Raw genomic sequence first — 25,569 nt, 5'->3', positions numbered from 1 at the left:
GGCCGTCTAGACTTCAACGGCGTCGGTATCGAGTGCATAGCCTGCTGACCGAACCGTGCGGATGATATCCGGCCGCCCGTTGGCGTTCAGGGCTTTGCGCAACCGTCTGATATGGACATCCACGGTGCGTAGTTCGATATCGCTATCCTGTCCCCAAACACTGTCGAGGAGGCGTTCCCGGGAAAAGACCCAGTTGGGATGTTCGAGAAAATGCCGAAGCAGACGAAATTCTGTTGGGCCCAGCGGTATGGTTTCGCCGTCGCGTTTGACCTTATGTCCCACTGCATCCATCTCGAGGTCACCAAAGCTTAGTTTCTCGCCCGCAAGCGCCGGCCGGACACGGCGCAGAACCGCTTTGACCCGAGCGATCAATTCGCGAGGACTGAAAGGTTTGGTAATATAATCATCCGCGCCGGTTTCCAGTCCACGAATCTTGTCTTCTTCTTCGCCTCTTGCCGTAAGCATGATGATCGGAATATTGGCTGTTTCCGATGACCGGCGCAGGCGACGGCAAACTTCTATTCCGGATAGGCTTTCGAGCATCCAGTCGAGCAATATAACGTCTGGACGGTGCTCCTGCACGAGTAGCAGTGCTTCCTCGCCATCCGACGTGTGGATGACATCATATTCTTCTTTCTTAAAATTCCAGGACAAGAGTTCGGCAAGCGCTGCGTCGTCTTCTACTAGCAATAATTTTGCATTTGGCATTAATCAGTCCCGTCACCCGATGCATCGTCTGTCGGATTCTCTCCGCGGGTTCGTTCCGGCATCGGTTCACCGGTCGCGGCAAAATAGACCATCTCTGCAACATTGGTGGCATGATCACCGATGCGCTCGAGGTTTTTGGCGATGAACAGAAGATGGGCTGCTTCACCAATATCTTTCGGGTTTTCGATCATATGGGTGATAACGGCACGGAAGATACTGTTGTAGAAATCATCGACAATTTGATCGCGTCGGTTCACTTCGATAGCCAATTCGGCGTCGCGTCGTGCAAAGGCGTCGAGCGAATCGCGAACCAGTTCGCTCGCGATTTTCGACATGGAAGGCAGAAGCGAGATCGGTGTCAGACGATGCGTCTTGGTGACCAGCGGAACCCGCTTCGCGATATTTTTGGCGTAATCACCAATGCGTTCGACCACGCCGGAAATTTTGAATGTCGCGATTAATTCTCGCAGATCATCGGCCATGGGTGCGCGCAGGGCGATCGTCTGAAAGGTCAACTCGTCGATCCGTTTTTCGAGTTCGTCGATTAACTTGTCTTCCCGGACGACTTCGGCAGCGAGGTCGAGATCGCTATTTTCCAATGCGCGCATTGCCTTGGCAATGGCTTGCTCGCTGCGACCGCCGATTTCGGCAACCATTCCCCGCAATTCGTTGATGTCAGAATCGAAGGCTTTGACGGTATGTTCTGTCCCACTATTGACCATTATCTGTTCCTAACAATCTGTATATCAGCCGTATCGACCGGTGATGTAGTCCCGTGTCTTTTCTTCGCCCGGATTGGTGAAGATATCCGTTGTATCGCCATATTCCACTAGAGTTCCGAGATGGAAAAAGGCCGTTTTTTGCGACACACGGGCGGCTTGCTGCATGTTATGCGTCACAATGACGATAGCATATTTGCCGCGCAATTCATGAATCAGCTCTTCGATTTTTGCAGTGGCGATCGGATCGAGTGCCGAGCATGGCTCGTCCATCAGGATCACTTCGGGATCGACCGCAATCGCACGGGCGATACACAGGCGCTGCTGTTGACCGCCGGACAATGCTGTGCCGCTGTCCAGCAATCGATCCTTCACTTCGCCCCAAAGGCCGGCGCGCTGCAAAGAGGATTCTACAATATGATCCAGCTCATCCTTACCGGTCGCAAGTCCGTGGATGCGTGGTCCATAAGCGATATTGTCGTAAATGGACTTGGGGAAGGGGTTGGGTTTCTGAAACACCATGCCGACCCTGGCGCGCAACTGCACGACGTCCATTTTCGGCGCATAAATATCTTCGCCTTCCAGCATTATATCCCCGGTGACGCGTGCGATCGGGATCGTGTCATTCATCCGGTTCATGCAGCGTAGGAAGGTTGATTTACCGCAGCCAGACGGACCAATGAACGCGGTCACATTATCCATGCTCACATCGATGGACACATTTTTGATCGCTTGTTTCTCGCCATAGAAAACATCGACATTGCGAGCCGTCATTTTCGGCGTGCCTATGTCGGTTGTCGCGCCTGTCGTAGCCGAATCTGTCATATTTACGCTTTCACTCGGTTCTTGCATTTTCTGGTCATCATTCATTGGGCACCTACCAACGGGTTTCGAAGCGATTGCGGAGATAAATCGCTAGTGCGTTCATGGTCAGGAGGAATAGTAATAGCACAATGATTGCTGCGGATGTTTTCTCGACAAAACCGCGGTCAACTTCATCGGACCATAGGAATATCTGAACGGGTAAAACCGTTGCTGGATCGGTTATGCCGCTTGGCGGTGTCGCGATGAAGGCCCGCATACCGATCATCAGCAGAGGAGCGGTTTCGCCCAATGCTCTGGCCATGCCGATGATGGTACCGGTCAATATACCAGGAAGCGCGAGTGGCAGAACATGGTGGAACACCACTTGCAGCGGGCTTGCCCCGATACCGAGAGCGGCTTCGCGGATAGACGGCGGTACCGACTTCACCGCATTGCGTCCCGAAATAACAATCACCGGCATCGTCATCAGCGCGAGGGTCAAACCACCCACCAACGCGCCGGAACGCGGCATGCCGAAGAAATTTAAAAACACTGCCAATCCGAGCAGGCCGAAGATTATCGAGGGAACCGCCGCCAGATTGTTGATCGAAACTTCAATCAGGTCCGTTAGACGGTTTTCTGGAGCATATTCCTCCAGGTAGAGCGCGGCCAACACGCCCACTGGAAAAGCCAGCAGCAACGTCACAATCATGGTGATCAGAGAGCCTTTAAATGCCCCCCACACGCCAACCTGCATAGGGTCGGTAGCGTCCGAATGGCTCAGGAAATTCCAGTTGAATCCGGTAGAGAGCTGGTCTCCCAATTCCTCGATTTTTTGTTCCGCTTCGGGATTGCCGACGTCTTTATACGCGACGTCCAAATCAGAATTGACCGGCAGATAGATTGTTGTTTTCTGCTCAACCAATTCCGGATCGTTCAGCAGCTGGGCGCTGACGGCGGTCCAACCACCGGGTGAGAAGAGTTCCGTGCCATCCTGTCCATATTGGATTTCTATGCTGGTATCGACAATTTCGCGCAGCCCCATGGATTGGAGGTTTGCGCTCGCATTGGGGCCTTCAAACTGGCTGGGAGAAGCTCCGCCGGTCGCAGCGGGAAAGTCGATTTCTACAGGTAACTCGGTCTGGGTGAAGCCAAGAAACCCGTTGCCCACCATGACGACCAGCAGAAAAGCAAGAAAACCGGCTGACAATATGATCGCAGCCATACCCATCGCCTTGAATCGACGTTCGGCGGCATAGCGGCCTGCAATGCGTTTTTGCATTTCCGGGCCTTGCCAGTCGGTCGGCTGACGTTTCGTTTCGGTTAGACTATTCATAAGCTTCCCGGTATTTTTTGACCACGCGCAAGGCGATGAGGTTGAGCAGCAAAGTTACAATGAACAAGACGAGACCAAGGGCGAAGGCAGCCAATGTTTTTGGACTGTCAAATTCTTGGTCACCGGTCAAAAGCTGAACGATCTGTGTGGTGACGGTGGTGACACTTGAAAAAGGATTGGCTGTCATATTGGCAGCAAGGCCTGCAGCCATCACCACGATCATCGTTTCACCAATAGCGCGACTTACCGCTAACAGTACGCCGCCGACAACGCCCGGCAGAGCCGCAGGGATAAGAACCTTCTTGATGGTTTCACTATCCGTGGCACCCATTGCCAGCGATCCGTCTCGCATTGCGCTTGGAACGGCCGCGATGCTGTCATCCGCCATCGAAGAAACAAACGGAATGATCATGATTCCCATGACCACACCAGCCGCTAAGGCGGATTCCGAAGATGCGCTGGAAATGCCAATGGAAACAGCCAAGTCACGCAGGGCAGGGGCCACCGTCAAGGCAGCAAAATATCCGTAAACGACCGTTGGAACGCCAGCGAGAACTTCCAATATAGGTTTCATCCAAGACCGTAATTTGGCTGGTGCATATTGCGTGAGATAGATAGCGCTCATCAGTCCGAGCGGGATTGCAACGATCATCGCGATTATGGCGCCGATAAAAACCGTACCCCAGAAAAGCGGGATCGCACCAAATCCGGTTTCACCCCGGGGGCCAGCGACGGCTTTTGGATTCCATTCGGTTCCGAATAAAAAGTCGATCGGCGAAACCATGGAAAAAAACCGCGCCGATTCAAAAACCAATGACAGGAAAATGCCTACGGTGGTGATGATTGCGATGAGCGATGCTAACAACAGCACGAACATCGTAACACGTTCTATTTTCGTGCGGGCGCGAAGATCAGGTTTGATGCGTAGCCATGCAAAGGCTCCGAAAGCAAAGACCATGAGTAGCGCGACAACGGCTCCGATCATCTGGTAATAGGAGATAGCGTCCCGATAGGGCTGGACCATCGATTGGGAAAGCGGATTAAATGCGTTTACCTGATTGCGGTAAGCAATGGCACGGGCTTCTGACAGAATCGCACCGCGCGCGAAGCCACCTTGTGGCAATTGCGCCGCTGCGGGACTGGTCAGTGCTGCATCGGTTATCAATGCCGGACTGACGGCGCTCCACACCGCCATGAAAATTGCAGCGGGAACAATCGCCCAAAGTGCAACATACCAGCCGTGATAGGTCGGCAAGGAATGGAGAACGGATCGAGAGCCTTTGCCACCCGTTTGCAGTCCAGCCGCCTTTAAACGACCAAAAAACCACGCAACAAGGCCCAAGCCGATAACGAGAAAAAGCAGCGTTGCACTGGTCACAATATTTGGTTCCGCCCCTGAATCAAAATCGTCTGGAAAAAATGCCCGGTCGAGAGCTTTTACTTAAGATCGTCAGCGGCAAGTGGTTTCATATCCGCCACCACTTCGGTCATTTCGGCCCGAACATCGTCAGGAGACGCAATCAAGCCAGCTTTCACCAGATATCCATCACGAGTACCGGCATTAATAAACTCTGACATATATTCCTGCAGTCCGGGAATCACGCCAACATGCTGCTTCTTGACATATACATAGAGTGGGCGGGCACCGGGATATTCCCCTGATGCAATCGCATCATAGGTTGGGTTGACGCCAGAAACCGGAATACCGCGAACGCTGTCTAGATTTTCTTCCAGGAAACTATACCCAAAAATACCGACACTATTGGGATTGGCTTTCAGCTTTTGGACGATGAGATTGTCATTTTCCCCTGCATCAATATAGCCGCCATCTGCTCTGACTTCGTGACAGATTGCATCAAAATTCTCTTTGTCGGTTTTCTTCAGCGCTTTTGTTGCTGGGTCCGTGACGCAACCAACTTCCATGATCAGTTCGGTAAGTGCGTCCCGCGTACCGGAAGTAGACGGCGGCCCGTAAACACTGATCGCAAAATCAGGCAGAGAAGAATCAATATCTGACCATTTTTCGCTAGTGTTTTCTTCCCCAAACGGGCGTTCTGCGATCGCCTTATATATCTGCGTCGGTGTCAGAGAGAAAGCAGCGCCATTATTCGCTTGTGCGATGGCGATTCCGTCGATCCCGATTTTGACTTCTACCACATCGGTAACACCGTTGCTCTGGCACATTTCGAACTCGGAGGCTTTGATCCGGCGCGAAGCATTTTCAATGTCCGGCGTGTCTGCACCGACACCCGCACAGAAGAGGCTCATTCCACCGCCTGTGCCCGTCGACTCCAAGATCGGAGATGGATTTTCTCCATTGATGCTAAATTGCTCGGCCACTGCCTTTGCGAATGGGAAAACCGTAGAAGATCCAACGATCCGGATCTCGCCGCGCGTGCCGCCCTGACCGCCAGAAGCTTGATCCTGACAGGCAGATGTTGCGAGAGTAGCAATTGTTAAGAGAGCAAGTTTCTTTAGCATGAAAAAATCCTTGATTGGTCTACTTATGATTCCTGGCCAACAACGCCAAAAACCTTGAATGCGTGTTTGATTAGCTGGTATCTAGGGAGGTGCAATGTCCTACTCATTACAGATATGTTACGGATATATTACAGTGGGCGCAGCGGACTTTCTATCCGCGCATGTTTCCCTGAAAACCGGCTCATGCGATGCGGTGGTTCCGGTCTCTATGGCTTTAAGATTTGTTAGAAATAGGCAGCATCATGGATACGGTGGTGCCTTTACCTACCTCGCTGGTTATTTCCATTCGACCACCATGTCTTTCAGAAATATGTTTGACGATGGCTAGTCCAAGGCCCGTCCCACCAATCGATTTGCTACGCCCTTTGTCGACGCGATAAAATCGTTCCGTCAGTCGATGGATATGTTCCGGTGCGATGCCTTCTCCTTCATCGCTAACCGCCAGATATAACATTGTGCCGGCTTTGTTGGGTGCTACATTGATCGTGACCGGCGTGCCTTTCCGTCCATATTTGAACGCATTGCTGAGCAGATTATTCACAACCTGCGATAACTGGGCGCGGTCGCCGTTTATAAGAGGTATTTCCGTCGGCAGTTTTACCAGAATGTCTTTTGCATTCTTGCCGCGGCTGTTGATATAGAAATCACGCGCTTCTCCGACTAAATCACGGAGATCTACCTCTTCGGAAGGCAGTTCAAATTTTTCCGCTTCGATTCGAGAAAGCGACATCAGATCTTCGACCAGACGCTGCATACGATCGGCCTCATCATACATGATTTTCAGGAACCGCGCGCGTGTAGCATCGTCCTTGCCGGCCTTTGGGTCTTCGAGAGTTTCCAGAAACCCCTTTATCGCCGCTAACGGAGTGCGCAGTTCATGGCTGGCGTTGGCAACAAAGTTCGTGCGCATTCTTTCTGCAGCATAGCGACTGCTCCGATCAGAAAGTTGGACCAGCTTAAGGCCATCTTGCAGGGTGTGAATACGTAACTCCCATCGCTGCTCGGCGCTGCCAACTCCAACCAGCAGGATAGGCTGTCCGGTATGTTGGGCGTCGGGATTTGCCAAACGATCCGCAGCGGCGGGGTGACGAATAGCAATTCGGACGTCTTCACCGACGATATGATCACCCAAAATTTGGGCGGCTGCCGGATTGGCGGCGGCAACCTTTGCGTTGCGGACTAACAATATCGGATCGGAAATGGGGTTGATGATGTCCTGATAAGCTTCCGCTCGCCCCTGATACAGGATCCTCTTGCGCTGTCGCTCCAAAGAGTCTGTTGGCGGCGCAGCAGTGGGCAGCGGATCCTGTAAAACGGTGAAAAGGGCGATTGCCCCGGCCGCGATCACGACTATAAATTGTTGTCCAGATTGCGGCATTTGGCTCGCCAATATTCCGCCGCCCGCGATAAATGCGAGGGCAACGAACAAACGAAGAGGGGAAACAGAGGTCATCTGGCCGATTCTGAGGTTTTCATCCGTTCTATTTAGGCGGTGCGTCATCGGGTCGGCAATGGGAATGTTTTGTGATGGGAAGTCGGGCGGCAGAGATAGCGGCTCTATGTTTGGGTTTTTCGGCGTCGATGTCCCGATTGTAGACTGAACTAAGGCTGATGTACTGTTTGCTCGCTTTTTACGGAATTTCAGTCTATATAAAAATTGAAGTTAAGAGAAACCATGGATATAAATTCGATGAAAGATGAACATCCATCTGAACCGTCGGTCACTGAAGACCAGAAAAACGGAATCGTAAACCGCCGTCGTGCGCTAATGATGGGTGCGGTCACGGCTTCGGCTGTGGTCAGCATCAAGCCCGCTTTGGCGCAAACCGTTGGCTCGGTTATGAATTGCGAAATTCCGGTTCCTGGCAACCATGCTGCCGGTGGATATATCGATGCACGTGGGTCAATCGTTCCTCCTGATACACCGGGCGCATTTCCGGCATCGGGCCGCAATTTTACCGGCGAGGAAGTACGTCGTGCAATGCAGGGACGGAGACTTCCCGGTACATCGCGGCGTCAGTCGAGGGCCTATGTGAACTATATCCGTAGGCTGCAATCTGGGCAAAGTGGCTTTACCTGCTATGCCTCTCTGCAGATGCCGCGCTAATAATTTAGTTCCATTTTACATTTGCCTGCTATCAGACCGGTATGTCGGACGAGAATCGCAGGTAATCCATCATGACTCAGAAATATCGTGCGGCGTCGCAAGATGATCTGATCTGGCATGCTCTGGACAGCATGACGCTCTTGTTTCATCGCCCGTCCGGTATTACCCATATGCTCGCCGAGCCGGCGCCGGACCTGTTGCAGGTCATGGGGGATGCACCGCTAGCGGCTAGCGAAATAGCATCTCGATTGAGCGCTTTGTTTGATATCGAAACCGAAGGTGATGCAGAAGATATTGTTTTGGCGCGCTTGGAAGAACTGTCCCTGCTTGGCTTGGTATCGAAAGTATCGGGCTGATGGGGCAGATGCATCAGATATCACTGAACATTGGTCCCGCGGCTTTCCGGATTGCCTCGACATGGCGCCAACCGCTGGATCGGTTGACCAATCTCTATCAGGATTATCCGGAACCGGTGGATCAACATGTTGATTTTACGGTTCGGCTTGAGCCGGAAAAGCCGTGGCGGCGATTTGTCCGACCGTCGGTCCATATTGGAGGAGACTTCTGGTTGCCTGATGCTGCTCCCTTACCGCTTGCACAGGGATTACTGGCTGCAGAAATGGGAATGAACCTCCAAATGGCATTGGGGTGGCGGAGGCATTTGCTGCTCCACGCCAGCAGCGTTGAAAAGGATGGCAAGGCGCTGATTATGACCGGCCTTTCGGGCTCCGGAAAGTCGACTCTGTCCGCCATGCTGGCCGAGAGAGGCTGGCGGTTCATGGGTGATGAATTTGCTTTGTTGAACCTTGATTCCGGAGAGATGCATCCGTTTCCGCGTCTCATCAGTCTGAAGAATGAGGCCATAGCGGCCATGCAACAGACCGTTCCGGAAAGCCGCTTTGGTCCGGAAATGAAAGCCACGCCAAAGGGAGATATAAGGCATCTTGTGCCGCCGAAAGAGGCCGTGGTGCGGATGCATGAACCCGCGAAGCCAGGGTTGCTACTTTTCCCGCGTTTTGGCTACGAGCCTGAATTGCGAGACATGGGGAAATCAGAAATATTCGTTCGATTAACGCAAGCCTCTACCAATTATGTCGCGCTGGGTGAGGTTGGCTTTCAATCGCTCACCCGTTTCGTGGATGCGGTTCCCACGCAGGCGATGGACTATCAATCGTTGGAGCAGGCGGAAGAATTGATCGAAAGCTTGTGGAGCCAGCTCGCATGATGGGTGATGCGCGTCCGTTAATCTGTGCTCTGCGGGATCCCAACAGCGTCGAGGCTTTGAGCAGCGGCGAGTGGACGGAATTGGTCAGCATAGCACGCGCCGAGTCTTTGATCGGTTCGCTGGCCCATCGACTTCAAGACGTTCGCTTACCCAATGCGGTACGATCGGTCTTGCAAGATGCCATTGGCGCACATGATCTGGTTCGGAAACAGGCCTTGTGGGAGGCAGAATGCGCCCAGAGGGCTTTGGTAGATTATTCCGGCAAGATTGTCCTGATGAAGGGCACTGCCTATGTCGCGGCTAACCTGTCCGCTGGCGTCGGACGCAGTATCGGTGATCTCGATATCATGGTGCAGCGGGAAGATTTGCCGGTCGTGGAACCCGCGTTGCTTGATGCAGGATGGGAATGGGTGAAGCCGGATCCCTATGATGACCAATATTATCGAGAGCATATGCACGAATTGCCGCCGCTGATTCACCGTGAGCGGGACCGGATGATCGATGTTCATCACACGATATTGCCTCTAACCGCTCGGCCTAGTCCGGATGCCAATGCTATATTGGAGTCTGCGGTCCGGTTGGACAACGGCCTCTATTTGATGAAACCGACGGACATGGTGCTGCATTCGATCGCGCATCTGTTTGCCGATGGCGATCTGGCAGGGGGATTGCGGAATCTATGGGATATCAATCTTCTGCTGCGGGACTTTGCCGAAACGGATGATGGGTTCTGGCAAGCACTTGCTGCCCGTGCCGCATTCCATGGACTGGGCAGGGAGTTGGGTCGAGCGTTGCGTCTTGCGGCGCGACTATATGGGACGCCGGTTCCGGATGGTCCGTCGGAACCAGGCCATTTCTCGGACTGTTTCTATGTTCGGCGACTGCTGGCACGGGATGGATTTGGTCGGGAAACACGAAAATTGACAAGATTTGCTTTCTATGTCCGTTCCCATTGGTTGCGGATGCCACCAATAATGCTTGCTCGGCATTTATGGACCAAATGGCGCAAGGGTGGAATGCCCGCGAATTGAACCCGCCTATGCGTGGATAAACGGACTGGCTTAAGCTTGCTGGGCGTGGCATTAGCTGGTGCAAATCGGTCGACCAGAGACCATATATGACCAACATTATTCCGGAGTAATTCGATGACATCTCGCCCGCTAGCCGCAATCATTTTAGCCGCAGGCCAGGGTACCCGCATGAAGTCGGATACCCATAAAGTGCTGCATCCGATTGCCGGGAAACCGATGCTGCATCATTTGCTCGATACGGTTGATTCTATCGGTGTCGAACGAACAGTTGTCGTTGTCGGGGCGCGGCGGGAGCAGATTGAAGCAAGCGTTGCCGATCGCAACGTTGCGATAGCGGTGCAGGAAGATCAGCTTGGCACTGGCCATGCGGTCGCTCAAGCCCATGATGCATTAAAGGGGTTCGCGGGCGATGTGCTGATTCTTTACGGCGATGTTCCGATGGTCAGCGCACATACAATGCAGGAGATGATTTTCCGTTTGAACAACGGGACGGATCCGCGCGCCGTTGTCTTGGGGTTTCGTCCCGACGATGCGGCGGCGTATGGACGAATCATCGCTGATGATCAGGGCGGCATCGAGAAGATGGTCGAGTTTAAGGACGCTAATGATCAGGAACGCAGTGTAAATCTTTGCAACAGCGGTCTGATGGCGGCACGCTCGACCGACTTGTTCATCCTGCTTGACCAGATCAGCAACGACAATGCAGCGGGAGAATATTATCTGCCGGATATTGTCATGTTGCCCGGACAGAAAAGTGCGGTGATCGAGGTCGATGATCCGGTCGAGGTCGCCGGGGTGAACAGCCGCGCTGAACTCGCGACCGTCGAAGGCGAATGGCAGTCGCGGCGCCGCGAGCAGGCCATGGCCGATGGTGTCAGTCTGATCGCGCCTGAAACGGTTTGGTTTTCGCATGATACGGACATTGCTGCGGACGTTGTGATCGAGCCCAATGTGATCTTTGGCCCCGGCGTTTCCATTGCCTCAGGCGCAACCATCTATGGCCATAGCCATATCGATGGGGCAACCATCGGGCCCAACAGCAATGTCGGTCCTTTTGCCCGCCTGCGTCCTGGTGCTGTGATGGAGGAAGGTTCGAAGGTCGGCAATTTCGTTGAAATGAAAAAAGCCACCTTGGGCAAAGGCGCAAAGGCCAATCACTTGACCTATCTTGGTGATGCTGAAGTGGGCGAGGGCGCGAATATTGGCGCTGGGACCATCACCTGTAATTATGACGGCTTTTTCAAATATAAAACGGTGATCGGTAAAGGAGCCTTTATCGGTTCGAACAGCGCCTTGGTGGCGCCGGTCAACATCGGTGATGGTGCAATTGTCGGGGCAGGGGCGACGTTGACGAAAGATGTCACAGCCGGTGATTTGGCGCTGGTACGGGCAGAGCAGACAGCGAAAAATGGTTGGGCCAAGCGGTTCAATGAAGTGAGCGCGAAAAAGAAGGCTGGAAAGTAAGCCACAGCCAAAACTCTGGCTCTCCTGCTGTCTGCGTCACATAAGTTATGATGAGTTGACATGATATCATGACCTGATATCAGTGATCGACATGGCACGTATTCTCGCTGACTTACCCGATGAAGATATCAAATGGCTGGACGCTCTTGCGTTCGAGCAGGGTAAGTCGCGTGCTCAGCTTTTACGGGATGCAGTCGCGGCCTACCGCCCCAATGCTGGGGGAGGTTGGATCGAACGCGGTGCGGGATACTGGCAAGATCGTCCTGATATCACCGATGGCGTCGAATATCAGCAGACGGTTCGTGCGGACCGGGACGATTGATCCGATATGTCTGATCCTTTTTTTGACACGAACATTCTTGTCGACTGGTTGAAAAACCGGCCGCAAGCTATTGCCGAATTGTCGCGTTATAAACGCCATAGGATCAGCCGTATTGTCTGGACCGAGCTATTGGCTGGTGAAGCGGTTGAAACCCGGAGCAATATGGCGCAACTGCTGACGCCCTTTCAAATGGTTGAAGTTGACGAACGAATTGCTATTGCCGCGGCTGATATCCGCTATCGTAGCAAGATGAGACTTCTTGATGCCTATATCCTCGCAACTGCGCAGGTAAATGGCGCGATTTTGATAACAAGAAATACAAAAGATTTTCCGGTAGAAATGCCGGGGATTCGGATTCCCTATACTCTGGATAAGAAAGCCTGAAATAGCATGTGCGGAATTATTGGAATTGTCGGCAAAGAACCTGTTTCCGATCGCCTCGTTGATGGGCTGAAGCGAATGGAATATCGCGGCTATGACAGCGCGGGCGTTTGCACGGTACAAGATGGCCAGTTGATCCGCCGGCGTGCGGAGGGGAAGCTTTCCAATCTCGTATCTGTTTTAAAAACCGATGCTGCTGCCGGCAATATAGGTATTGCGCATACCCGCTGGGCCACACACGGTGCGCCTACGACGAGCAACGCCCATCCCCATGCCACGGATGAAGTAGCACTGGTACACAATGGTATCATTGAAAATTTCAAACCTTTGCGCGAGGAATTAAGTGCGCGTGGGCGTTCATTTGAGAGCGAAACAGATACCGAAGTGGTCGCGCATCTTGTCAGCGAACAGGTTGAGGCGGGCAAATCTCCAGAAGAGGCTGTCCAAGCCATCCTACCGAAGCTGCGCGGTGCTTTTGCGTTGGCCATTGCCTTTCGTACGCAGCCAGATCAGCTGATCGGCGCGCGGCTCGGTTCACCTCTGGTCGTCGGCTATGGCGATGGTGAGACCTATTTGGGCTCCGACGCGCTGGCGCTGGCGCCTTTGACCCAGAAAATAGCCTATCTCGAAGAAGGGGACTGGGTGGTTATTACGCGCGATGGTGCAAAGATTTATGATGAGAATAACAGTGCGGTAGAGCGCGAAATCACTACTTCCGGCGTATCGGCCACTGCAATTGAAAAAGGCAATTATCGCCATTTCATGCAGAAAGAAATTTTCGAGCAACCTACGGTCGTTGCGCAAACACTGTCTTCCTATATCCGGCCGTTGGAGCAGAAAGTGGCGCTGCCGCAGATGGATTTTGATCTGCGCGATATCAAACGGATTACCATCGTAGCCTGCGGGACCAGCTATTATGCCGGGATGGTAGCAAAATATTGGTTCGAAACCTTCGCACGGGTACCCGTCGATTTGGATTTTGCATCAGAATTCCGGTATCGTGATCCGGTACTGGAGCCGGGTGGCTTGGCTTTGTTTATCTCCCAATCTGGAGAGACCGCCGATACGTTGGCAGCCTTGCGCCACAGTAAAGAAAATGGCCAGAAAATCGCGGTGGTCGTCAATGTGCCGACCAGCAGCATGGCGCGGGAAGCCGATCTGTTGCTGCCCACCCATGCCGGCCCGGAAATTGGTGTGGCGTCGACCAAAGCTTTCTCTTGCCAGCTTGCTGTTCTGGCTGCCCTTGCCGCGCATCTGGCCGTCGTAAAAGGAAAGATGACGCGAGATGAAGAACATGAAGTGGTCGAGCACCTCACCGAAGCGCCCGCTGCGCTGAACGCGGCTTTGGCCCATGATGAAGATATTGCCAATATGGCGCATCTTATAGCGCCGGCGCGTGATGTCCTATATCTGGGGCGCGGTCCGGACTATCCATTGGCACTGGAAGGCGCGCTCAAACTCAAGGAAATCAGCTATATCCACGCGGAAGGCTATGCCTCTGGCGAGATGAAACACGGTCCCATCGCTTTGATCGATGAAGCGGTGCCGGTGATCGTGCTGGCTCCATCCGGTCCGTTGTTTGAAAAAACCGTTTCCAATATGCAGGAAGTCATGGCCCGCGGCGGCAAGGTCGTGTTGATCTCCGACGCAGAAGGCATCGCCGAAGCGGGCGACGGTTGCATGGCGACAATCGAGATGCCGAAAGTCCATCCACTGATCGCGCCGTTGGTCTATGCCGTTCCTGTCCAGCTACTGTCTTATCATGCAGCAGTCGCCAAAGGGACGGATGTCGATCAACCCCGCAATCTGGCAAAATCGGTGACGGTGGAATAGTTGCCGCAATTGCTCGTTTTTGTGGGGCGGGCCCGCCAATGATAAAGGTGTCGGGCGGATGTCATTGCGGCGCAGTTCGTTTCGAGGCCGCGGTCGATGCATCTCCTGAAATGTTGGATTGTAACTGTTCAGCATGTGCTGGCACCGGCTTCCTCCATCTCTTCGCGTCGCATGAAGATTTTACCTTGTTGAAGGGTGGGAACGATCTGATCAGTTATAAATTCGGCAGCAGGCAGGCGGATCACCTGTTTTGTCGGCACTGCGGGGTCAAAAGCTTCTATCAGCCGCGCTCTCATCCGGATTGTTGGAGCATCAACTTCCACTGTTTGGACGAGGGGCATGAACTGGCCCCGCGTATCAGGCCATTTGACGGTCGAAATTGGGAAAAGGCCAAAGCCGTCCTCAATGCTACGGATTGACGCGGCAAGGCGACGAGGCGTATAGGCAATCAAGCTAGATAAGGGCGGCCAGTCGGGTCGCCTTTTCTGTTTTAGTTTATGTCCATTTTTGGAAGGAAAGTAAGATGACGATTACCCCGCTCATGCCCGTATATCCTCGGTGTGGTTTTCGTCCTGTCCGAGGCGAAGGCGCCTGGTTGATTTCCGAAGATGGTCGTCGTGCTCTCGATTTCGCCAGCGGTATCGCCGTAAATTTGCTTGGTCACGGTCATCCGCATCTGACCAAAGCGATCCAGGATCAGGCCGCTACGTTAATGCACGTCTCTAACCTTTACGGTAGCCCGCAAGGTGAGAAATTCGCGCAACGTATGGTCGATACAACTTTTGCAGACACGGTGTTCTATACCAATAGCGGGGCCGAAGCGGTTGAATGCGCGATCAAGACAGCGCGCGCCTATCATCAATCGGCTGGCAGCGACCGGTTTGAGATTATCACGTTCAAGAACGCCTTTCATGGAAGAACGATGGCGACCATCTCGGCCTCCAATCAAGAAAAGATGCACCATGGCTTCTCGCCTCTGCTCGCTGGTTTCAAATATGTGGAATTTGATGATCTGGAAGCGGCGGAAGCGGCTATTACCGATAAAACGGCGGCATTTTTGGTCGAACCCATTCAGGGTGAAGGCGGCGTAAGGCCAGCGTCCGAATCCTTTATGAAGGGGTTGCGCAATCTTGCGGACAAACATGGTTTCCTGTTGGCGCTGGATGAAGTGCAAAGCGGCGTTGCACGTACCGGCGCTCTATATGCCCATGAACTATATGGCATCACGCCGGATATTCTCGCAACGGCAAAAGGGATCGGCGGTGGCTTTCCGCTGGGTGCCTGCTTGGCGACGGAAGAGGCGGCTCGCGGCATGGTGGTTGGAACCCATGGCTCAACCTATGGAGGCAATCCACTGGCCATGGCCGCTGGTAATGCGGTCTGGGATGTGGTTGCCAATGACGAGTTTCTGGAAAATGTTCGGTCGACGGGTGACAAGCTACGCGCTTCGATTGAACAATTTATCGGTAACTACCCCAATTTGTTTAAGGGCGTCCGGGGTAAGGGGCTAATGCTCGGCATCATGATGACCCAGGAATCACGCTCCTTCGTCGCGCATTTGCGAGACAATCACGGTCTTTTGACCGTCGCGGCTGGCGATAATACGCTAAGGATTCTTCCGCCGTTGAATATTGATGATAGTCACATTGCGACATTCATTGAAAAACTGTCTGCTGGTGCAGCCGATTATGAAGCACCAGCATCATGAGCCGGCATTTTCTGAGTCTCGCCGATGCGGGCGGAGATGCGGTTGCAGCCATGATAGCGGATGCGATTGATCGCAAGACAGCGCGTGAAACTTGGCCCAAGGGCAAGCCGGATGCCGATAAACCGCTGGCAGACCATGTACTGGCGATGATCTTTGAAAAGAGTAGCACGCGAACGCGGGTGTCTTTTGATATTGCCATTCGTCAGCTCGGCGGGACCAGCATTGTGATGGACAGCGGATCCATGCAGCTGGGACGCGGGGAAACAGTGGCGGATACCGCTAAGGTTCTGTCGCGCATGTGCGATGCCATCATGATCCGGACCGATGATCACGCCAAGATCGAAGAACTGGCGGAGAACGCCACAGTGCCGGTCATCAATGGCCTGACCGATCTTTCGCATCCTTGCCAGATTGTTGCCGATCTCCTGACTTTGGTTGAACATGGCAAAGCTCTGCCGGGCTTAGAAGTCGCGTGGCTTGGTGACTGCAATAATGTGCTCAACAGCATAGTCGAAGCCGCTGGCCTGATGAAGTTCAATTTGCGCATAGGGTGCCCACAGGGCTATGATCCTGATCCAAGCTTTATCGAAACCGCACGAGCAGCTGGCGCCAATATCTCAATCCATCGGGGCGAGAATGAAGCGGTAGTTGGTGCGGATGTTGTCGTGACGGATACCTGGGTCTCGATGGGACAGGAGCATGTCCATAACAAGCTTGCTGCGATGATGCCCTATCAGGTTAATGACGTGCTGATGGAGCAGGCGAAGTCCGATGCCTTGTTCCTGCACTGCTTGCCCGCGCATAGGGGGGAAGAAGTGATGCCTTCGGTCATTGATGGTCCACAGTCGGTCATCTGGGATGAAGCTGAAAACCGCATCCACGCCCAAAAATCCGTCCTTCGTTGGTGTTTCGGCCAAATCTGATGGCGAATCCGGCTTTGACCGACAATCTATTGTCCTTTGCGATTCCTGCGAAAGATTGTCGCGGGCGTATCGTTCGGCTTGGTCCTGCGCTGGACGAAATTCTAGCGGCACATGATTATCCGTCGATGATCCGCAATGTTTTGGCAGAGGCCGTCTGTTTGACGGCTTTACTCGGCGGCTTGTTGAAAGATGATGGCGCGCAGTTGACGTTGCAGGCCCAGACAGAAGCCGGCGTGATCCGTCTTCTTGCCTGTGATTACAAGGATGGCGCGCTTCGCGGTTATGTTGATTATGATCGTGAACGCTTTGCTAGCCAAGCAATTGATCCCACTTTGGCCTCTCTGTTCGGCAAGGGCTATCTCGCCATCACTTTTGACCTTCCCGCGCCGCGTGGCCGTAATCAAGGGATCGTACCCTTGGAAGGTGCCAGCTTAGCCGAAGCGGTGCAGCAATATTTCTTTCAGTCTGAACAAATCCCGACACTGATCCGGGTCGCCGTTGGCGAGAACAGTGGTCAGATATCCGCTGGCGGTTTGTTGGTGCAGCACCTGCCAGAAGGGGAAGAAGGTCGCGAACGGCTCCATGTTCGATTGGATCACCCCGAATGGGAGCATATCGAAATTATGGGCGGTAGTGTGCAAGCGTCAGAATTGACCGAAACGGACCTACCGCTGGAGGATGTTTTGTGGCGCCTTTTCAGCGAGAGCGATGAGGTGAGGGTTTTGAGCGGTAAACCGTGCGTTAAGGGATGCCGCTGTAATGAAGACCATATCAGGGGCGTGATAGCGCGTTTCCCGAAAGAAGATAAGAAAGATATGGTGGACGACGACGGAAATATCGCAATTGACTGCGCTTTTTGTAGTAAAAAATTCACGATTACGAGCGCCAGTTTAAACAACTAAGCGCTGCTACAAATGTGGCTTTTTGGCCGGAATTGTCGAAAACTTCCTATCGATTGCCACAATTGATAACGATATTGGCCATAATTAAAAATTATCTCAAGATTCACGAAATGACCAAAGCGACCAACAGGACAGGAGAATATCAATGAAAGGCTTGAAACTGATCAAAGCTATCAGCGCATCGGCCGCTGTCTTGTGTGGTTTTGCGATCGCCGCGCCGGCACAAACGCCGGAAGCGACTTTGCTTGACGGTATTATGCAGGGCCAATGGACGTTGACGGATCGCAGTTCGGGTTTGCCCGGTAAGCCACTTTGTCTAGGAAATCCTGAATTGTTGCTGCAAATTCAACATGGCGAAACATCTTGTACGCGTTATGTGATTGAAAATACCCCAAAGAAGCTTCGCGTAAGCTATAAATGCCGTGGCGCTGGCCATGGGGTTACGGAAATCAAGGCGGAATCCAGCACTTTGCTTCAGATTTCTTCTCAGGGTATTCGTAATAATGCGCCCTTTTCCTTCAATGTGGAAGCGCGCCGTACCGGTAGTTGCTAAGGTCAAATTGCGCGCAAGACTTGCACCAGCTAAGCAAGGCCATTAGCGGGGCGCATCATGACTTCCGAATCAAAATCAGCGATCATATTATTGTCCGGTGGGCTGGACTCAATGGTGTCTGCCGCGATTGCAGCGGAGCAAGGCTATCGGTTGATCGCTCTGACGGTCGATTATAACCAGCGGCATAAAATCGAATTGCAGTCTGCTGAGAAGATCGCGTCGAAACTGGATGTGGCTGAGCATATCGTTTTGCCGCTTGATCTCAGCCGCTTTGGTGGTTCGGCCCTGACTGCGGATATTGATGTGCCAAAATCAGGCGTCACCGATCATATCCCTGTCACCTATGTGCCCGCCCGCAATCTTATTTTTCTGTCGCTGACGCTGGGTTTGGCGGAGGCCAGGCAAGCGCGGGATATATTTATCGGCGTGAATGCCCTCGATTATTCCGGCTATCCGGACTGCCGACCGGAATTTATTGAAGGATTTGAACGACTGGCCGATCTCGCGACCAAGGCGGGGGATCAAGGCAGTGGCTTTAACATCCGCACACCGCTGCAATTTATGACCAAGGCGGACATCGCCAAAGAAGCTGCCCGGTTAAAGATTGACGCGGCCTGGAGCTGGTCCTGCTATGATCCGGCACCCGGGGGCGTGCATTGCGGCCTATGTGATAGTTGCCGCTTGCGGCAAAAGGGCTTTGAAGAAGCTGGGCTTGCCGATCCAACGCGATACGCGGCCTGATGAGCTATGCGGTCAAAGAGATGTTCCTTACCCTGCAAGGGGAGGGCGTGCATGCTGGTCGCCGCGCGGTTTTTGTCCGTTTTGCGGGATGCAACCTTTGGTCGGGTCTGGAAAAGGATCGCGCCAGCGCGATTTGCCAATTCTGCGACACAGATTTTGTCGGCATGGACGGCGAGGGCGGTGGTCGATTTAAAACAGCAACCGATCTTGCGAAGGCCGCAGCGGATACATGGGGCAACGAAAAAGAAGCTCGTTTTGTAGTTCTGACCGGCGGTGAACCAATGCTGCAGGTGGATGACGCTTTGATTGAGGCGCTGCATGCAGAAGGTTTTTACATTGCGATAGAGTCCAATGGCACGCTGGCTGTTCCGCGCGCGATTGACTGGATTTGCATCAGCCCGAAAGCGCAAAGCGAGACCGTGCAGTACTCCGGCGATGAATTGAAACTCATTTGGCCACAGGACGGAAGCGATTGGCAAGACATGGAGGGATGGGCCTTCAACAATTTATTGTTGCAACCGAAGGATGCAATCGAAGACCCGGCCGCCAGCCAAGCCAATCTTGAACAGGCCATTGCATTTGTGCAGGCCCATCCAAAATGGCGTTTGTCATTACAAACGCATAAAATTCTAGGCTTGGCCTGACAGACTACTCTTCTGTTACTTCGGTTGAATCGGCTTCATCTGTGGATCCGGAGTCTTCTGTACTATCTGTCGTGGCGGCATCATTCATTGCATCGACGTCGACCATATCGTCGCTGATTGTGCCATCAATGACATCGACTTCGTCCATTTGTGTTTCTGTGACATCACCGGCGTCCGGCGCTTCGTTGTCGGAACAGGCAGAAATGCTCAATGCGAGTACAGCAGCGGCGGCCATTTTGGGGAACATGTGCATTATATCATCCTCTCATCTGTGAGGTCATACAATAGACCCGGATTAGGCCTGATCAATTGCTTTCAGGAAGCTGCCGACCGTTTTTTGCAACGCTTCGTCAAACTCCTGAAGCTTTATCGCGATACCCAGTTGAGCAAGGCTGGTCACCGGATATTCGCTGATCCCACATGGAACGATTCCCCCGAAATGGCTCAGGTCGGGATCAACGTTGACGGAAAAGCCGTGCATTGTGACCCATTTTCGGATGCGAATGCCGATGGCGCCTATCTTGGCTTCCTGACCATCGGGCGTGTCACACCAGATGCCAACGCGGCCTTCCGCCGCCCGCGCCGCGACGCCAAATTCGGCCAAGGCAGCAATGACCCAATCTTCGAGCGCATGTACAAATCCGCGTACATCGGAATTTCGTTTTTTAAGGTCCAGAATAATATAGCCAACCCGCTGGCCCGGTCCATGATAGGTATGTCGGCCGCCGCGACCGGTATCGTAGACAGGGAATGCCTGACTAAGAAGTTCTGTTGGGTCGGAACTGGTGCCGGCAGTATAAAGCGGTGGATGCTCGAGCAGCCAGATCAATTCCTCCGCATCGCCGGTTTGCACCGCAGCGTTGCGCCCTTCCATTTCGGCTAGTGCGTCGGGATAGGCGACGTGTTGGGACGAAACCCGCCATTCAATGTCTTTAAGGCTATTCATAGAATTTTCGTGCACTTTTGCTAGCCGGGTGGCAAGGGTTGGCAATCATATAATGGATGTGAGGGTGAGAAGATGAAGCTGAACTTTATGCAATGTTGGAATGGCGCTATGGCTCTGCTTGGCGCTCATAAAGAAGCAATATTGGCAATTGCCGGCGTTTTTCTCTTTCTGCCGGCATTGTTGTTCGCGCAATTTGTCGATCAACCCATTGTCAATGGCGATGAAAATATGGATGCATTGGCAGCGATTTATTCGGCCTATTTTAATGAAAATTATCTTTCAATCATCGTCTCCAATCTCGCAATGGCCATTGGGTCACTTGCCATTGTTTTTTCTCTTGCTCCATCGCGAGACAATACGGTTGCCGAAAATCTGTCCGCTGCCTTGGCAGCATTTCTATTCTATCTGATGGCCAATATATTGTCAGTGTTGGTGATACTTCCGGGCATGATTCTGTTCGTCATTCCGGGTCTGTATCTAGCCTGCCGTTTCATTCTTGTACCGGTGGTGATTGCCGAAGAAGGAGAACGCCACCCTGTAGCATTGCTAAAGCGAAGTTGGGCCGTGACCAAGGACAATGGTTTCTCAATTTTGTTCTTTCTCTTGATCATTGTAATCGTCGGCGCGATCGCAGCTGGCGCCGTGCAGATATTGATCGGAATCGTAGCTGGTCTGTTTACGGGTGGCCTCGGTTGGCCATTTATAGAGAATCTAGTGGCTGCTATTACCAATACGGCGCTTCAGCTGGTTGTTATTGCGATCTATGTTTCGATCTATATGGAACTGACGAGCAAGCAGGCCGATGTGAAGGGTATAGTCAACTGAATATGGGGACGTGGGGGGCGGCTGTTTTCAGCAAGTGACCAGACAGACGCGGGTCCTCCATCATATCGATTTCCTGTTTGAAGATACGGAAGCCGCATTGTTGGTAAAAGGGCAGGGCACGCGGTGAATCCTGCGTGCATGTATGTAGCCACACCCGCTCGATTCCATCCCGCCACGCCCTTTGTAGCGCTTGCTTCATCATCCAACGGCCATAACCTTTGCCATTGCATTCGGGTATCAGCCCGAAAAAGGCAATTTCACATGTGGCCGGTTCGCGAAAGTCCAGCTCGATAAAACCAATCGACTGTTCGCCATCGCGGACCATTGAAACTTCTACCGCGGGATCATGCAGGATAGTCTCAAGTTCATCCTCATCCATCAGCAAGCGGGATATCCACATCCAAGGCTCGCCAACCTTTCGAAAGAGGGCGCAATAGTCCTCAACCGTCGGATTGGTCCAACGTTCCAGGCTAAGCTTGCAATCCGGTACCGAGAGAACAGCATGCTCATGCATTTCAAGATGAGTTATGATGGTTGCGACATGACTTTTGGGGACATTGTAATTACGCATTGTCCGTCAGTTCAGAGCCATTTGGCTTCGGGCGGCAGGCTCATCAAAATGGCATCGACGTTGCCTCCGGTCTTCAGTCCAAAGGTCGTGCCCCGATCATAGACCAGATTAAATTCGGCATAGCGTCCGCGCCATTCCAGCTGCTGCTGTTTGTCTTCGGGGCTCCACGCCATGCCCATCCGCTTGCGGACCAATTGAGGAAATATGTCGAGGAATGCCCGTCCGACGTCCTGCGTAAAAGCAAAGTGACGTTCAAAATCAGTGTCTTTTTCCAGCTCGATATGGTCGTAGAATATTCCGCCGACGCCCCGATGGACGTTGCGGTGCGGAATGTAGAAATAGTCGTCCGCCCATTTTTTGAACCGGGGATAATATTCCGGATTATGTGCCGCACAAGCTGACCGTAGGCGGGCGTGGAAGGCTTCGGTATCATCCTCACAGGGAATCGCCGGATTCAAATCGGCACCACCACCAAACCATCGTTTGGTCGTGCACAGGAACCGTGTGTTCATATGAACATTGGGAACATGTGGGTTTGCCATATGTGCGACCAGGCTAACGCCGGTGGCAAAAAAACGTGGATCCTCTTCCGCGCCGTTGATCTGGCGCGCAAACTCCTCGCTAAACGTGCCATCGACCGTAGAAATACTGACGCCGACTTTCTCAAAAACCTTCCCGTTCATCTTCCCCTGCATACCGCCGCCGCCGGGGCTGCCGTCCGGATTTTTGCGATCCCATGGGATATATTCGAACGTCGCGTCGCTGCCGGCTTCAGACTCAATTTTTTCGAATTCGGCACAAATATCGTCGCGCAATTGCTTGAACCATGTCTGAGCTGTGATTTGCTGGTCATCCAATTGTCGGGTCATTCTGGAAATTGTCCTGTTTGTCTAAGGGCCTCGCCTAGAGCCATGCCAGCCGAAACCGCGAGATTCAAGCTGCGCATGCCTGGCCTCATCGGGATAGTGATTCGGCTATCCGCTTGATCATGGATGTCTTGTGGAACGCCGGAACCTTCCGATCCGAACAACAATATGTCGTTCTTTTGGTAGGCGAATCCGTGGAGCGGCGCGTCTGCTTTGCTGGAGAGCAGTATAATCCTCGCATTTTGGGAATCGACCGTTGCGCGGAATGCATCCCAATCGGCATGTCGCGTGTATTGAACATGGTCAAAATAGTCCATTCCAGCCCGTTTCAAACTGCGGTCGCTAAATGGAAATCCACAAGGTTCTATGATATCAACCGGCACATTTAAACATGCACAAGTCCTTAATATTGTTCCTAAATTTCCCGCAATCTCGGGTTGATATAAAGCTATCCTCATAGGGCCCACATCATGCGCAAGAAGTGAATGTTTGGTCAATCGAAAATTCCCTGTTGGCAAACCCTATCCTTCGCGGCTATCAGGCGCGCAAATCACTGCCGGTTCAAACTGTTTAATCCAGTTTTCAATGTTCGGGCAGTCTGGGGGTCATAATTATCAATAGGGCTTGTTTGCATGGCAACAGTTGAAACAGCTGAAACGGCAGTCGCAGAAGACGGCGTTCGTCGTCGGGACTTTATCAATATAGCAGCAGTGAGCTTCGCTGGTGCTGGGGCGGTTACCACCGTATTCCCGCTGGTTAACCAGATGAACCCGAGCGCAGACGTTCTCGCTCTCTCATCGATTGAAGTTGATATTTCGGCAATCGAAACAGGGCAGTCGATCAAGACAAGCTGGCGGAAACAGCCGATTTTCATTCGCAATTTGACCGCTTCGGAAATTTCTGACGCAAATGCGGTTGATGTTGCCGAGTTACGCGATCCGGAGACGCTTGCTGACCGGACCACCGCAGGCAAAGAGAATTGGTTGATTACTCTGGGTGTATGTACCCACCTTGGTTGTGTCCCGCTCGGCGCGGCGCAAGGCGAAATTAAAGGCGAATTTGGGGGCTATTTCTGCCCTTGCCATGGTTCACATTATGACACGGCAGCGCGCATTCGCAAAGGTCCGGCACCGACTAATCTTCAAGTGCCAGAGCATGAATTCCTATCAGATACCGTCGTGAAAATCGGCTAAAGGACAGAAAAAATGAGCTTTCCTTGGGCAAAACAATATACACCAACGACCGAACTCGGCCAGTGGATGGACGACCGGCTTCCGGTTCCGCGGCTGATCTACAACAGCTTGGGTGCTGGATATCCAACACCACGTAATTTGAACTATATGTGGAACTTCGGTTCGCTGGCTGGTTTTTTTCTGGTTGTTCAGATCGTTACCGGCATCATTTTGGCTATGCACTATGCTGCCAATGCGGGTATCGCGTTTGACTCCGTCGAACATATCATGCGCGACGTAAACAGTGGCTGGATGATCCGCTATGCCCATGCCAATGGCGCTAGCTTCTTCTTCATTGCCATCTACCTCCATATTGGACGCGGCCTATATTATGGGTCCTACAAAGCGCCTCGTGAAATGGTTTGGTTGTTGGGCGTGGTAATTTATCTGCTGGCGATGGCGACTGCATTTATGGGCTATGTGCTCCCTTGGGGACAAATGAGCTTCTGGGGCGCTAAAGTGATTACCGGCTTATTTGAAGCGATCCCGCTGATCGGTCAGCCGATCCAGGAGCTGCTATTGGGCGGTTTTGCTCCCGATAATGCGGCATTGAACCGTTTCTTCTCGCTTCACTATCTATTGCCATTTGTAATTGCAGGCGTGATTATCATGCACATATGGGCATTACATATTCCGGGTTCGAGCAACCCGACGGGTGTTGACGTGAAGGGGCCACAGGATACTGTTCCATTCCACCCTTATTATACATCGAAAGATGGTTGGACGCTCGGCGTGGCATTGATTTTCTTCACGATCATGATGTTCTTCCTGCCCAATGCGCTTGGTCACGCGGATAACTATATTCCAGCGAACCCGCTCTCCACTCCGGCCCATATTGTTCCGGAATGGTATTTCTGGCCTTGGTACGCAATTTTGCGGGCCTTCACGTTCGATTTCCTCTTCATTCCGGCGAAACTGCTGGGTGTGTTGGCGATGTTCTCCGCTATTCTGGTCTGGTTCTTCCTGCCTTGGTTGGACAAGTCGCCCGTACGCTCCGGTAAATTCCGGCCGAAGTTCAAGATGTTCTTCATCATTCTCGTGATTGATGTTTTGATCCTGGGCTATTGCGGCGGAGCGCCGGCTGAGGAACCATTTGTGATGATCAGCCAATTGGCCGCAGCTTACTATTTTGCGCATTTCCTCATCGTATTGCCGCTGTTGTCACGGTTGGAAAAACCGGAGCCATTGCCGAACAGTATTACTGAATCGGTAACCGGCAAGCCACTCAACACTGCCAGCTAAGAAAC

General features: G+C 52.7%; 30 protein-coding genes. 18 read left to right on the top strand and 12 right to left on the bottom strand.

What is annotated here, in order from left to right; all coding sequences use genetic code 11:
• Nucleotides 1–6: 6 nt before the first annotated feature.
• From phoB to ABJG22_RS10640, 7 genes are all read right to left on the bottom strand, one after another.
• A complete protein-coding gene (phoB, locus tag ABJG22_RS10670) occupies nucleotides 7–708 on the bottom strand; it encodes a phosphate regulon transcriptional regulator PhoB (protein WP_348020206.1) in 702 nt (233 codons plus the stop codon).
• Nucleotides 708–1,430 carry a phosphate signaling complex protein PhoU gene (gene phoU, locus ABJG22_RS10665; protein ID WP_348020205.1) on the bottom strand — a complete coding sequence of 241 codons (723 nt, stop codon included), beginning with the start codon at nucleotides 1,428–1,430 and terminating at the stop codon, nucleotides 708–710. The genes phoB and phoU overlap by 1 nt, the downstream gene beginning before the upstream one ends.
• Before the next feature lie 24 nt (nucleotides 1,431–1,454).
• Nucleotides 1,455–2,252, bottom strand: a complete 798-nt coding sequence (gene pstB / locus ABJG22_RS10660) for a phosphate ABC transporter ATP-binding protein PstB (RefSeq protein WP_348020204.1) — start codon at nucleotides 2,250–2,252, stop codon at nucleotides 1,455–1,457.
• A gap of 52 nt (nucleotides 2,253–2,304) precedes the next feature.
• Complete coding sequence (gene pstA / locus ABJG22_RS10655) at nucleotides 2,305–3,567, bottom strand: phosphate ABC transporter permease PstA (RefSeq protein ID WP_348020203.1); 1,263 nt, start codon at nucleotides 3,565–3,567, stop codon at nucleotides 2,305–2,307.
• On the bottom strand, nucleotides 3,560–4,945 hold the full coding sequence (gene pstC / locus ABJG22_RS10650; RefSeq protein ID WP_348020202.1) for a phosphate ABC transporter permease subunit PstC: 1,386 nt from the start codon (nucleotides 4,943–4,945) through the stop codon (nucleotides 3,560–3,562). Before pstC ends, pstA begins: the two co-directional genes overlap by 8 nt.
• A gap of 59 nt (nucleotides 4,946–5,004) precedes the next feature.
• Nucleotides 5,005–6,048: a substrate-binding domain-containing protein gene (locus ABJG22_RS10645; protein ID WP_348020201.1), complete on the bottom strand. Its 1,044-nt coding sequence runs from the start codon at nucleotides 6,046–6,048 to the stop codon at nucleotides 5,005–5,007.
• Nucleotides 6,049–6,262: 214 nt separating this feature from the next.
• Nucleotides 6,263–7,501, bottom strand: a complete 1,239-nt coding sequence (locus tag ABJG22_RS10640) for an ATP-binding protein (protein ID WP_348020200.1) — start codon at nucleotides 7,499–7,501, stop codon at nucleotides 6,263–6,265.
• Between the two features lie 237 nt (nucleotides 7,502–7,738).
• Between ABJG22_RS10640 and ABJG22_RS10635 the strand changes: the two genes are divergently transcribed.
• The 15 genes from ABJG22_RS10635 (at nucleotide 7,739) to queE (ending at nucleotide 19,882) form a co-directional block, all read left to right on the top strand.
• A complete protein-coding gene (locus ABJG22_RS10635; protein WP_348020351.1) occupies nucleotides 7,739–8,155 on the top strand; it encodes a hypothetical protein in 417 nt (138 codons plus the stop codon).
• A 71-nt stretch (nucleotides 8,156–8,226) separates the two neighbouring features.
• Nucleotides 8,227–8,511 (top strand): HPr-rel-A system PqqD family peptide chaperone, encoded by a 285-nt coding sequence (locus ABJG22_RS10630; protein ID WP_348020199.1) that lies wholly within the window; start codon nucleotides 8,227–8,229, stop codon nucleotides 8,509–8,511.
• An 8-nt stretch (nucleotides 8,512–8,519) separates the two neighbouring features.
• Complete coding sequence (locus ABJG22_RS10625; RefSeq protein ID WP_348020198.1) at nucleotides 8,520–9,380, top strand: HprK-related kinase A; 861 nt, start codon at nucleotides 8,520–8,522, stop codon at nucleotides 9,378–9,380.
• Nucleotides 9,380–10,411 carry a nucleotidyltransferase family protein gene (locus ABJG22_RS10620; protein WP_348020350.1) on the top strand — a complete coding sequence of 344 codons (1,032 nt, stop codon included), beginning with the start codon at nucleotides 9,380–9,382 and terminating at the stop codon, nucleotides 10,409–10,411. Before ABJG22_RS10625 ends, ABJG22_RS10620 begins: the two co-directional genes overlap by 1 nt.
• A 114-nt stretch (nucleotides 10,412–10,525) precedes the next feature.
• Complete coding sequence (gene glmU / locus ABJG22_RS10615; protein ID WP_348020197.1) at nucleotides 10,526–11,875, top strand: bifunctional UDP-N-acetylglucosamine diphosphorylase/glucosamine-1-phosphate N-acetyltransferase GlmU; 1,350 nt, start codon at nucleotides 10,526–10,528, stop codon at nucleotides 11,873–11,875.
• 91 nt (nucleotides 11,876–11,966) lie between these two features.
• Complete coding sequence (locus tag ABJG22_RS10610; RefSeq protein WP_348020196.1) at nucleotides 11,967–12,197, top strand: ribbon-helix-helix protein, CopG family; 231 nt, start codon at nucleotides 11,967–11,969, stop codon at nucleotides 12,195–12,197.
• A gap of 6 nt (nucleotides 12,198–12,203) precedes the next feature.
• Nucleotides 12,204–12,581, top strand: a complete 378-nt coding sequence (locus ABJG22_RS10605; RefSeq protein ID WP_348020195.1) for a type II toxin-antitoxin system VapC family toxin — start codon at nucleotides 12,204–12,206, stop codon at nucleotides 12,579–12,581.
• Nucleotides 12,582–12,587: 6 nt separating this feature from the next.
• The gene (gene glmS / locus ABJG22_RS10600; RefSeq protein ID WP_348020194.1) at nucleotides 12,588–14,411 is read left to right on the top strand and encodes a glutamine--fructose-6-phosphate transaminase (isomerizing); all 1,824 of its coding nucleotides are present in this window, start codon (nucleotides 12,588–12,590) and stop codon (nucleotides 14,409–14,411) included.
• A gap of 38 nt (nucleotides 14,412–14,449) precedes the next feature.
• Nucleotides 14,450–14,830, top strand: a complete 381-nt coding sequence (locus ABJG22_RS10595; RefSeq protein ID WP_348020193.1) for a GFA family protein — start codon at nucleotides 14,450–14,452, stop codon at nucleotides 14,828–14,830.
• Nucleotides 14,831–14,934: 104 nt separating this feature from the next.
• Nucleotides 14,935–16,119: an aspartate aminotransferase family protein gene (locus tag ABJG22_RS10590; RefSeq protein ID WP_348020192.1), complete on the top strand. Its 1,185-nt coding sequence runs from the start codon at nucleotides 14,935–14,937 to the stop codon at nucleotides 16,117–16,119.
• Nucleotides 16,116–17,042 carry an ornithine carbamoyltransferase gene (gene argF, locus ABJG22_RS10585; RefSeq protein WP_348020191.1) on the top strand — a complete coding sequence of 309 codons (927 nt, stop codon included), beginning with the start codon at nucleotides 16,116–16,118 and terminating at the stop codon, nucleotides 17,040–17,042. The genes ABJG22_RS10590 and argF overlap by 4 nt, the downstream gene beginning before the upstream one ends.
• Nucleotides 17,042–17,944 (top strand): Hsp33 family molecular chaperone HslO, encoded by a 903-nt coding sequence (locus ABJG22_RS10580; protein WP_348020190.1) that lies wholly within the window; start codon nucleotides 17,042–17,044, stop codon nucleotides 17,942–17,944. The genes argF and ABJG22_RS10580 overlap by 1 nt, the downstream gene beginning before the upstream one ends.
• A 145-nt stretch (nucleotides 17,945–18,089) precedes the next feature.
• A complete protein-coding gene (locus tag ABJG22_RS10575; protein WP_348020189.1) occupies nucleotides 18,090–18,497 on the top strand; it encodes a hypothetical protein in 408 nt (135 codons plus the stop codon).
• A gap of 57 nt (nucleotides 18,498–18,554) precedes the next feature.
• Complete coding sequence (gene queC / locus ABJG22_RS10570) at nucleotides 18,555–19,238, top strand: 7-cyano-7-deazaguanine synthase QueC (protein ID WP_348020188.1); 684 nt, start codon at nucleotides 18,555–18,557, stop codon at nucleotides 19,236–19,238.
• Nucleotides 19,238–19,882, top strand: coding sequence for a 7-carboxy-7-deazaguanine synthase (gene queE / locus ABJG22_RS10565; protein ID WP_348020187.1), 645 nt, complete (start codon nucleotides 19,238–19,240; stop codon nucleotides 19,880–19,882). The genes queC and queE overlap by 1 nt, the downstream gene beginning before the upstream one ends.
• Nucleotides 19,883–19,886: 4 nt before the next feature.
• Here the strand turns inward: queE and ABJG22_RS10560 are convergent, their stop codons facing one another.
• Both ABJG22_RS10560 and lipB read right to left on the bottom strand, forming a co-directional pair.
• Nucleotides 19,887–20,135 carry a hypothetical protein gene (locus tag ABJG22_RS10560; protein ID WP_348020186.1) on the bottom strand — a complete coding sequence of 83 codons (249 nt, stop codon included), beginning with the start codon at nucleotides 20,133–20,135 and terminating at the stop codon, nucleotides 19,887–19,889.
• 42 nt (nucleotides 20,136–20,177) lie between these two features.
• Nucleotides 20,178–20,828: a lipoyl(octanoyl) transferase LipB gene (gene lipB / locus ABJG22_RS10555; protein WP_348020185.1), complete on the bottom strand. Its 651-nt coding sequence runs from the start codon at nucleotides 20,826–20,828 to the stop codon at nucleotides 20,178–20,180.
• Nucleotides 20,829–20,900: 72 nt separating this feature from the next.
• Between lipB and ABJG22_RS10550 the strand changes: the two genes are divergently transcribed.
• Nucleotides 20,901–21,653, top strand: a complete 753-nt coding sequence (locus ABJG22_RS10550) for a hypothetical protein (protein WP_348020184.1) — start codon at nucleotides 20,901–20,903, stop codon at nucleotides 21,651–21,653.
• Here ABJG22_RS10550 and ABJG22_RS10545 read toward each other — a convergent pair.
• The 3 genes from ABJG22_RS10545 to ABJG22_RS10535 are packed head-to-tail and all read right to left on the bottom strand — an operon-like array spanning nucleotide 21,646 to nucleotide 23,548.
• A complete protein-coding gene (locus tag ABJG22_RS10545; RefSeq protein WP_348020183.1) occupies nucleotides 21,646–22,224 on the bottom strand; it encodes a GNAT family N-acetyltransferase in 579 nt (192 codons plus the stop codon). The two genes, ABJG22_RS10550 and ABJG22_RS10545, sit on opposite strands and share 8 nt — an antisense overlap.
• Before the next feature lie 11 nt (nucleotides 22,225–22,235).
• On the bottom strand, nucleotides 22,236–23,093 hold the full coding sequence (hemF, locus tag ABJG22_RS10540; RefSeq protein WP_348020182.1) for an oxygen-dependent coproporphyrinogen oxidase: 858 nt from the start codon (nucleotides 23,091–23,093) through the stop codon (nucleotides 22,236–22,238).
• Nucleotides 23,090–23,548 (bottom strand): tRNA (cytidine(34)-2'-O)-methyltransferase, encoded by a 459-nt coding sequence (locus ABJG22_RS10535; protein ID WP_348020349.1) that lies wholly within the window; start codon nucleotides 23,546–23,548, stop codon nucleotides 23,090–23,092. Before ABJG22_RS10535 ends, hemF begins: the two co-directional genes overlap by 4 nt.
• Before the next feature lie 174 nt (nucleotides 23,549–23,722).
• Here ABJG22_RS10535 and petA point away from each other — a divergent pair, with 174 nt between their 5' ends.
• Both petA and ABJG22_RS10525 read left to right on the top strand, forming a co-directional pair.
• Nucleotides 23,723–24,283 (top strand): ubiquinol-cytochrome c reductase iron-sulfur subunit, encoded by a 561-nt coding sequence (gene petA, locus ABJG22_RS10530; RefSeq protein WP_348020181.1) that lies wholly within the window; start codon nucleotides 23,723–23,725, stop codon nucleotides 24,281–24,283.
• A gap of 12 nt (nucleotides 24,284–24,295) precedes the next feature.
• On the top strand, nucleotides 24,296–25,564 hold the full coding sequence (locus ABJG22_RS10525) for a cytochrome b/b6 (RefSeq protein WP_348020180.1): 1,269 nt from the start codon (nucleotides 24,296–24,298) through the stop codon (nucleotides 25,562–25,564).
• The last annotated feature ends 5 nt before the right edge of the window (nucleotides 25,565–25,569 follow it).

It is taken from the genome of Parasphingorhabdus sp., from assembly GCF_039939955.1.
Classification (GTDB): Bacteria; Pseudomonadota; Alphaproteobacteria; order Sphingomonadales; family Sphingomonadaceae; genus Parasphingorhabdus.
The sequence above is the reverse complement of the archived record's forward strand: the minus strand, read 5'-3'. Positions and strand labels throughout refer to the sequence as shown.

What these genes read in the sequence shown, in the direction of transcription:
- ABJG22_RS10610 (WP_348020196.1), top strand. Translation starts at nt 11,967, where the DNA reads ATGGCACGTATTCTCGCTGACTTACCCGATGAAGATATCAAATGGCTG.
- queC (WP_348020188.1), top strand. Translation starts at nt 18,555, where the DNA reads ATGACTTCCGAATCAAAATCAGCGATCATATTATTGTCCGGTGGGCTG.
- phoU (WP_348020205.1), bottom strand. Translation starts at nt 1,430, where the DNA reads ATGGTCAATAGTGGGACAGAACATACCGTCAAAGCCTTCGATTCTGAC.
- ABJG22_RS10625 (WP_348020198.1), top strand. Translation starts at nt 8,520, where the DNA reads ATGCATCAGATATCACTGAACATTGGTCCCGCGGCTTTCCGGATTGCC.
- glmU (WP_348020197.1), top strand. Translation starts at nt 10,526, where the DNA reads ATGACATCTCGCCCGCTAGCCGCAATCATTTTAGCCGCAGGCCAGGGT.
- ABJG22_RS10535 (WP_348020349.1), bottom strand. Translation starts at nt 23,548, where the DNA reads ATGAGGATAGCTTTATATCAACCCGAGATTGCGGGAAATTTAGGAACA.
- queE (WP_348020187.1), top strand. Translation starts at nt 19,238, where the DNA reads ATGAGCTATGCGGTCAAAGAGATGTTCCTTACCCTGCAAGGGGAGGGC.
- pstA (WP_348020203.1), bottom strand. Translation starts at nt 3,567, where the DNA reads ATGAATAGTCTAACCGAAACGAAACGTCAGCCGACCGACTGGCAAGGC.
- argF (WP_348020191.1), top strand. Translation starts at nt 16,116, where the DNA reads ATGAGCCGGCATTTTCTGAGTCTCGCCGATGCGGGCGGAGATGCGGTT.
- pstB (WP_348020204.1), bottom strand. Translation starts at nt 2,252, where the DNA reads ATGACAGATTCGGCTACGACAGGCGCGACAACCGACATAGGCACGCCG.
- ABJG22_RS10635 (WP_348020351.1), top strand. Translation starts at nt 7,739, where the DNA reads ATGAAAGATGAACATCCATCTGAACCGTCGGTCACTGAAGACCAGAAA.
- ABJG22_RS10545 (WP_348020183.1), bottom strand. Translation starts at nt 22,224, where the DNA reads ATGCGTAATTACAATGTCCCCAAAAGTCATGTCGCAACCATCATAACT.
- ABJG22_RS10525 (WP_348020180.1), top strand. Translation starts at nt 24,296, where the DNA reads ATGAGCTTTCCTTGGGCAAAACAATATACACCAACGACCGAACTCGGC.
- ABJG22_RS10550 (WP_348020184.1), top strand. Translation starts at nt 20,901, where the DNA reads ATGAAGCTGAACTTTATGCAATGTTGGAATGGCGCTATGGCTCTGCTT.
- ABJG22_RS10645 (WP_348020201.1), bottom strand. Translation starts at nt 6,048, where the DNA reads ATGCTAAAGAAACTTGCTCTCTTAACAATTGCTACTCTCGCAACATCT.
- ABJG22_RS10630 (WP_348020199.1), top strand. Translation starts at nt 8,227, where the DNA reads ATGACTCAGAAATATCGTGCGGCGTCGCAAGATGATCTGATCTGGCAT.
- ABJG22_RS10575 (WP_348020189.1), top strand. Translation starts at nt 18,090, where the DNA reads ATGAAAGGCTTGAAACTGATCAAAGCTATCAGCGCATCGGCCGCTGTC.
- ABJG22_RS10605 (WP_348020195.1), top strand. Translation starts at nt 12,204, where the DNA reads ATGTCTGATCCTTTTTTTGACACGAACATTCTTGTCGACTGGTTGAAA.
- glmS (WP_348020194.1), top strand. Translation starts at nt 12,588, where the DNA reads ATGTGCGGAATTATTGGAATTGTCGGCAAAGAACCTGTTTCCGATCGC.
- ABJG22_RS10640 (WP_348020200.1), bottom strand. Translation starts at nt 7,501, where the DNA reads ATGACCTCTGTTTCCCCTCTTCGTTTGTTCGTTGCCCTCGCATTTATC.
- lipB (WP_348020185.1), bottom strand. Translation starts at nt 20,828, where the DNA reads ATGAATAGCCTTAAAGACATTGAATGGCGGGTTTCGTCCCAACACGTC.
- hemF (WP_348020182.1), bottom strand. Translation starts at nt 23,093, where the DNA reads ATGACCCGACAATTGGATGACCAGCAAATCACAGCTCAGACATGGTTC.
- ABJG22_RS10580 (WP_348020190.1), top strand. Translation starts at nt 17,042, where the DNA reads ATGGCGAATCCGGCTTTGACCGACAATCTATTGTCCTTTGCGATTCCT.
- petA (WP_348020181.1), top strand. Translation starts at nt 23,723, where the DNA reads ATGGCAACAGTTGAAACAGCTGAAACGGCAGTCGCAGAAGACGGCGTT.
- ABJG22_RS10590 (WP_348020192.1), top strand. Translation starts at nt 14,935, where the DNA reads ATGACGATTACCCCGCTCATGCCCGTATATCCTCGGTGTGGTTTTCGT.
- ABJG22_RS10595 (WP_348020193.1), top strand. Translation starts at nt 14,450, where the DNA reads ATGATAAAGGTGTCGGGCGGATGTCATTGCGGCGCAGTTCGTTTCGAG.
- phoB (WP_348020206.1), bottom strand. Translation starts at nt 708, where the DNA reads ATGCCAAATGCAAAATTATTGCTAGTAGAAGACGACGCAGCGCTTGCC.
- ABJG22_RS10560 (WP_348020186.1), bottom strand. Translation starts at nt 20,135, where the DNA reads ATGCACATGTTCCCCAAAATGGCCGCCGCTGCTGTACTCGCATTGAGC.
- ABJG22_RS10620 (WP_348020350.1), top strand. Translation starts at nt 9,380, where the DNA reads ATGGGTGATGCGCGTCCGTTAATCTGTGCTCTGCGGGATCCCAACAGC.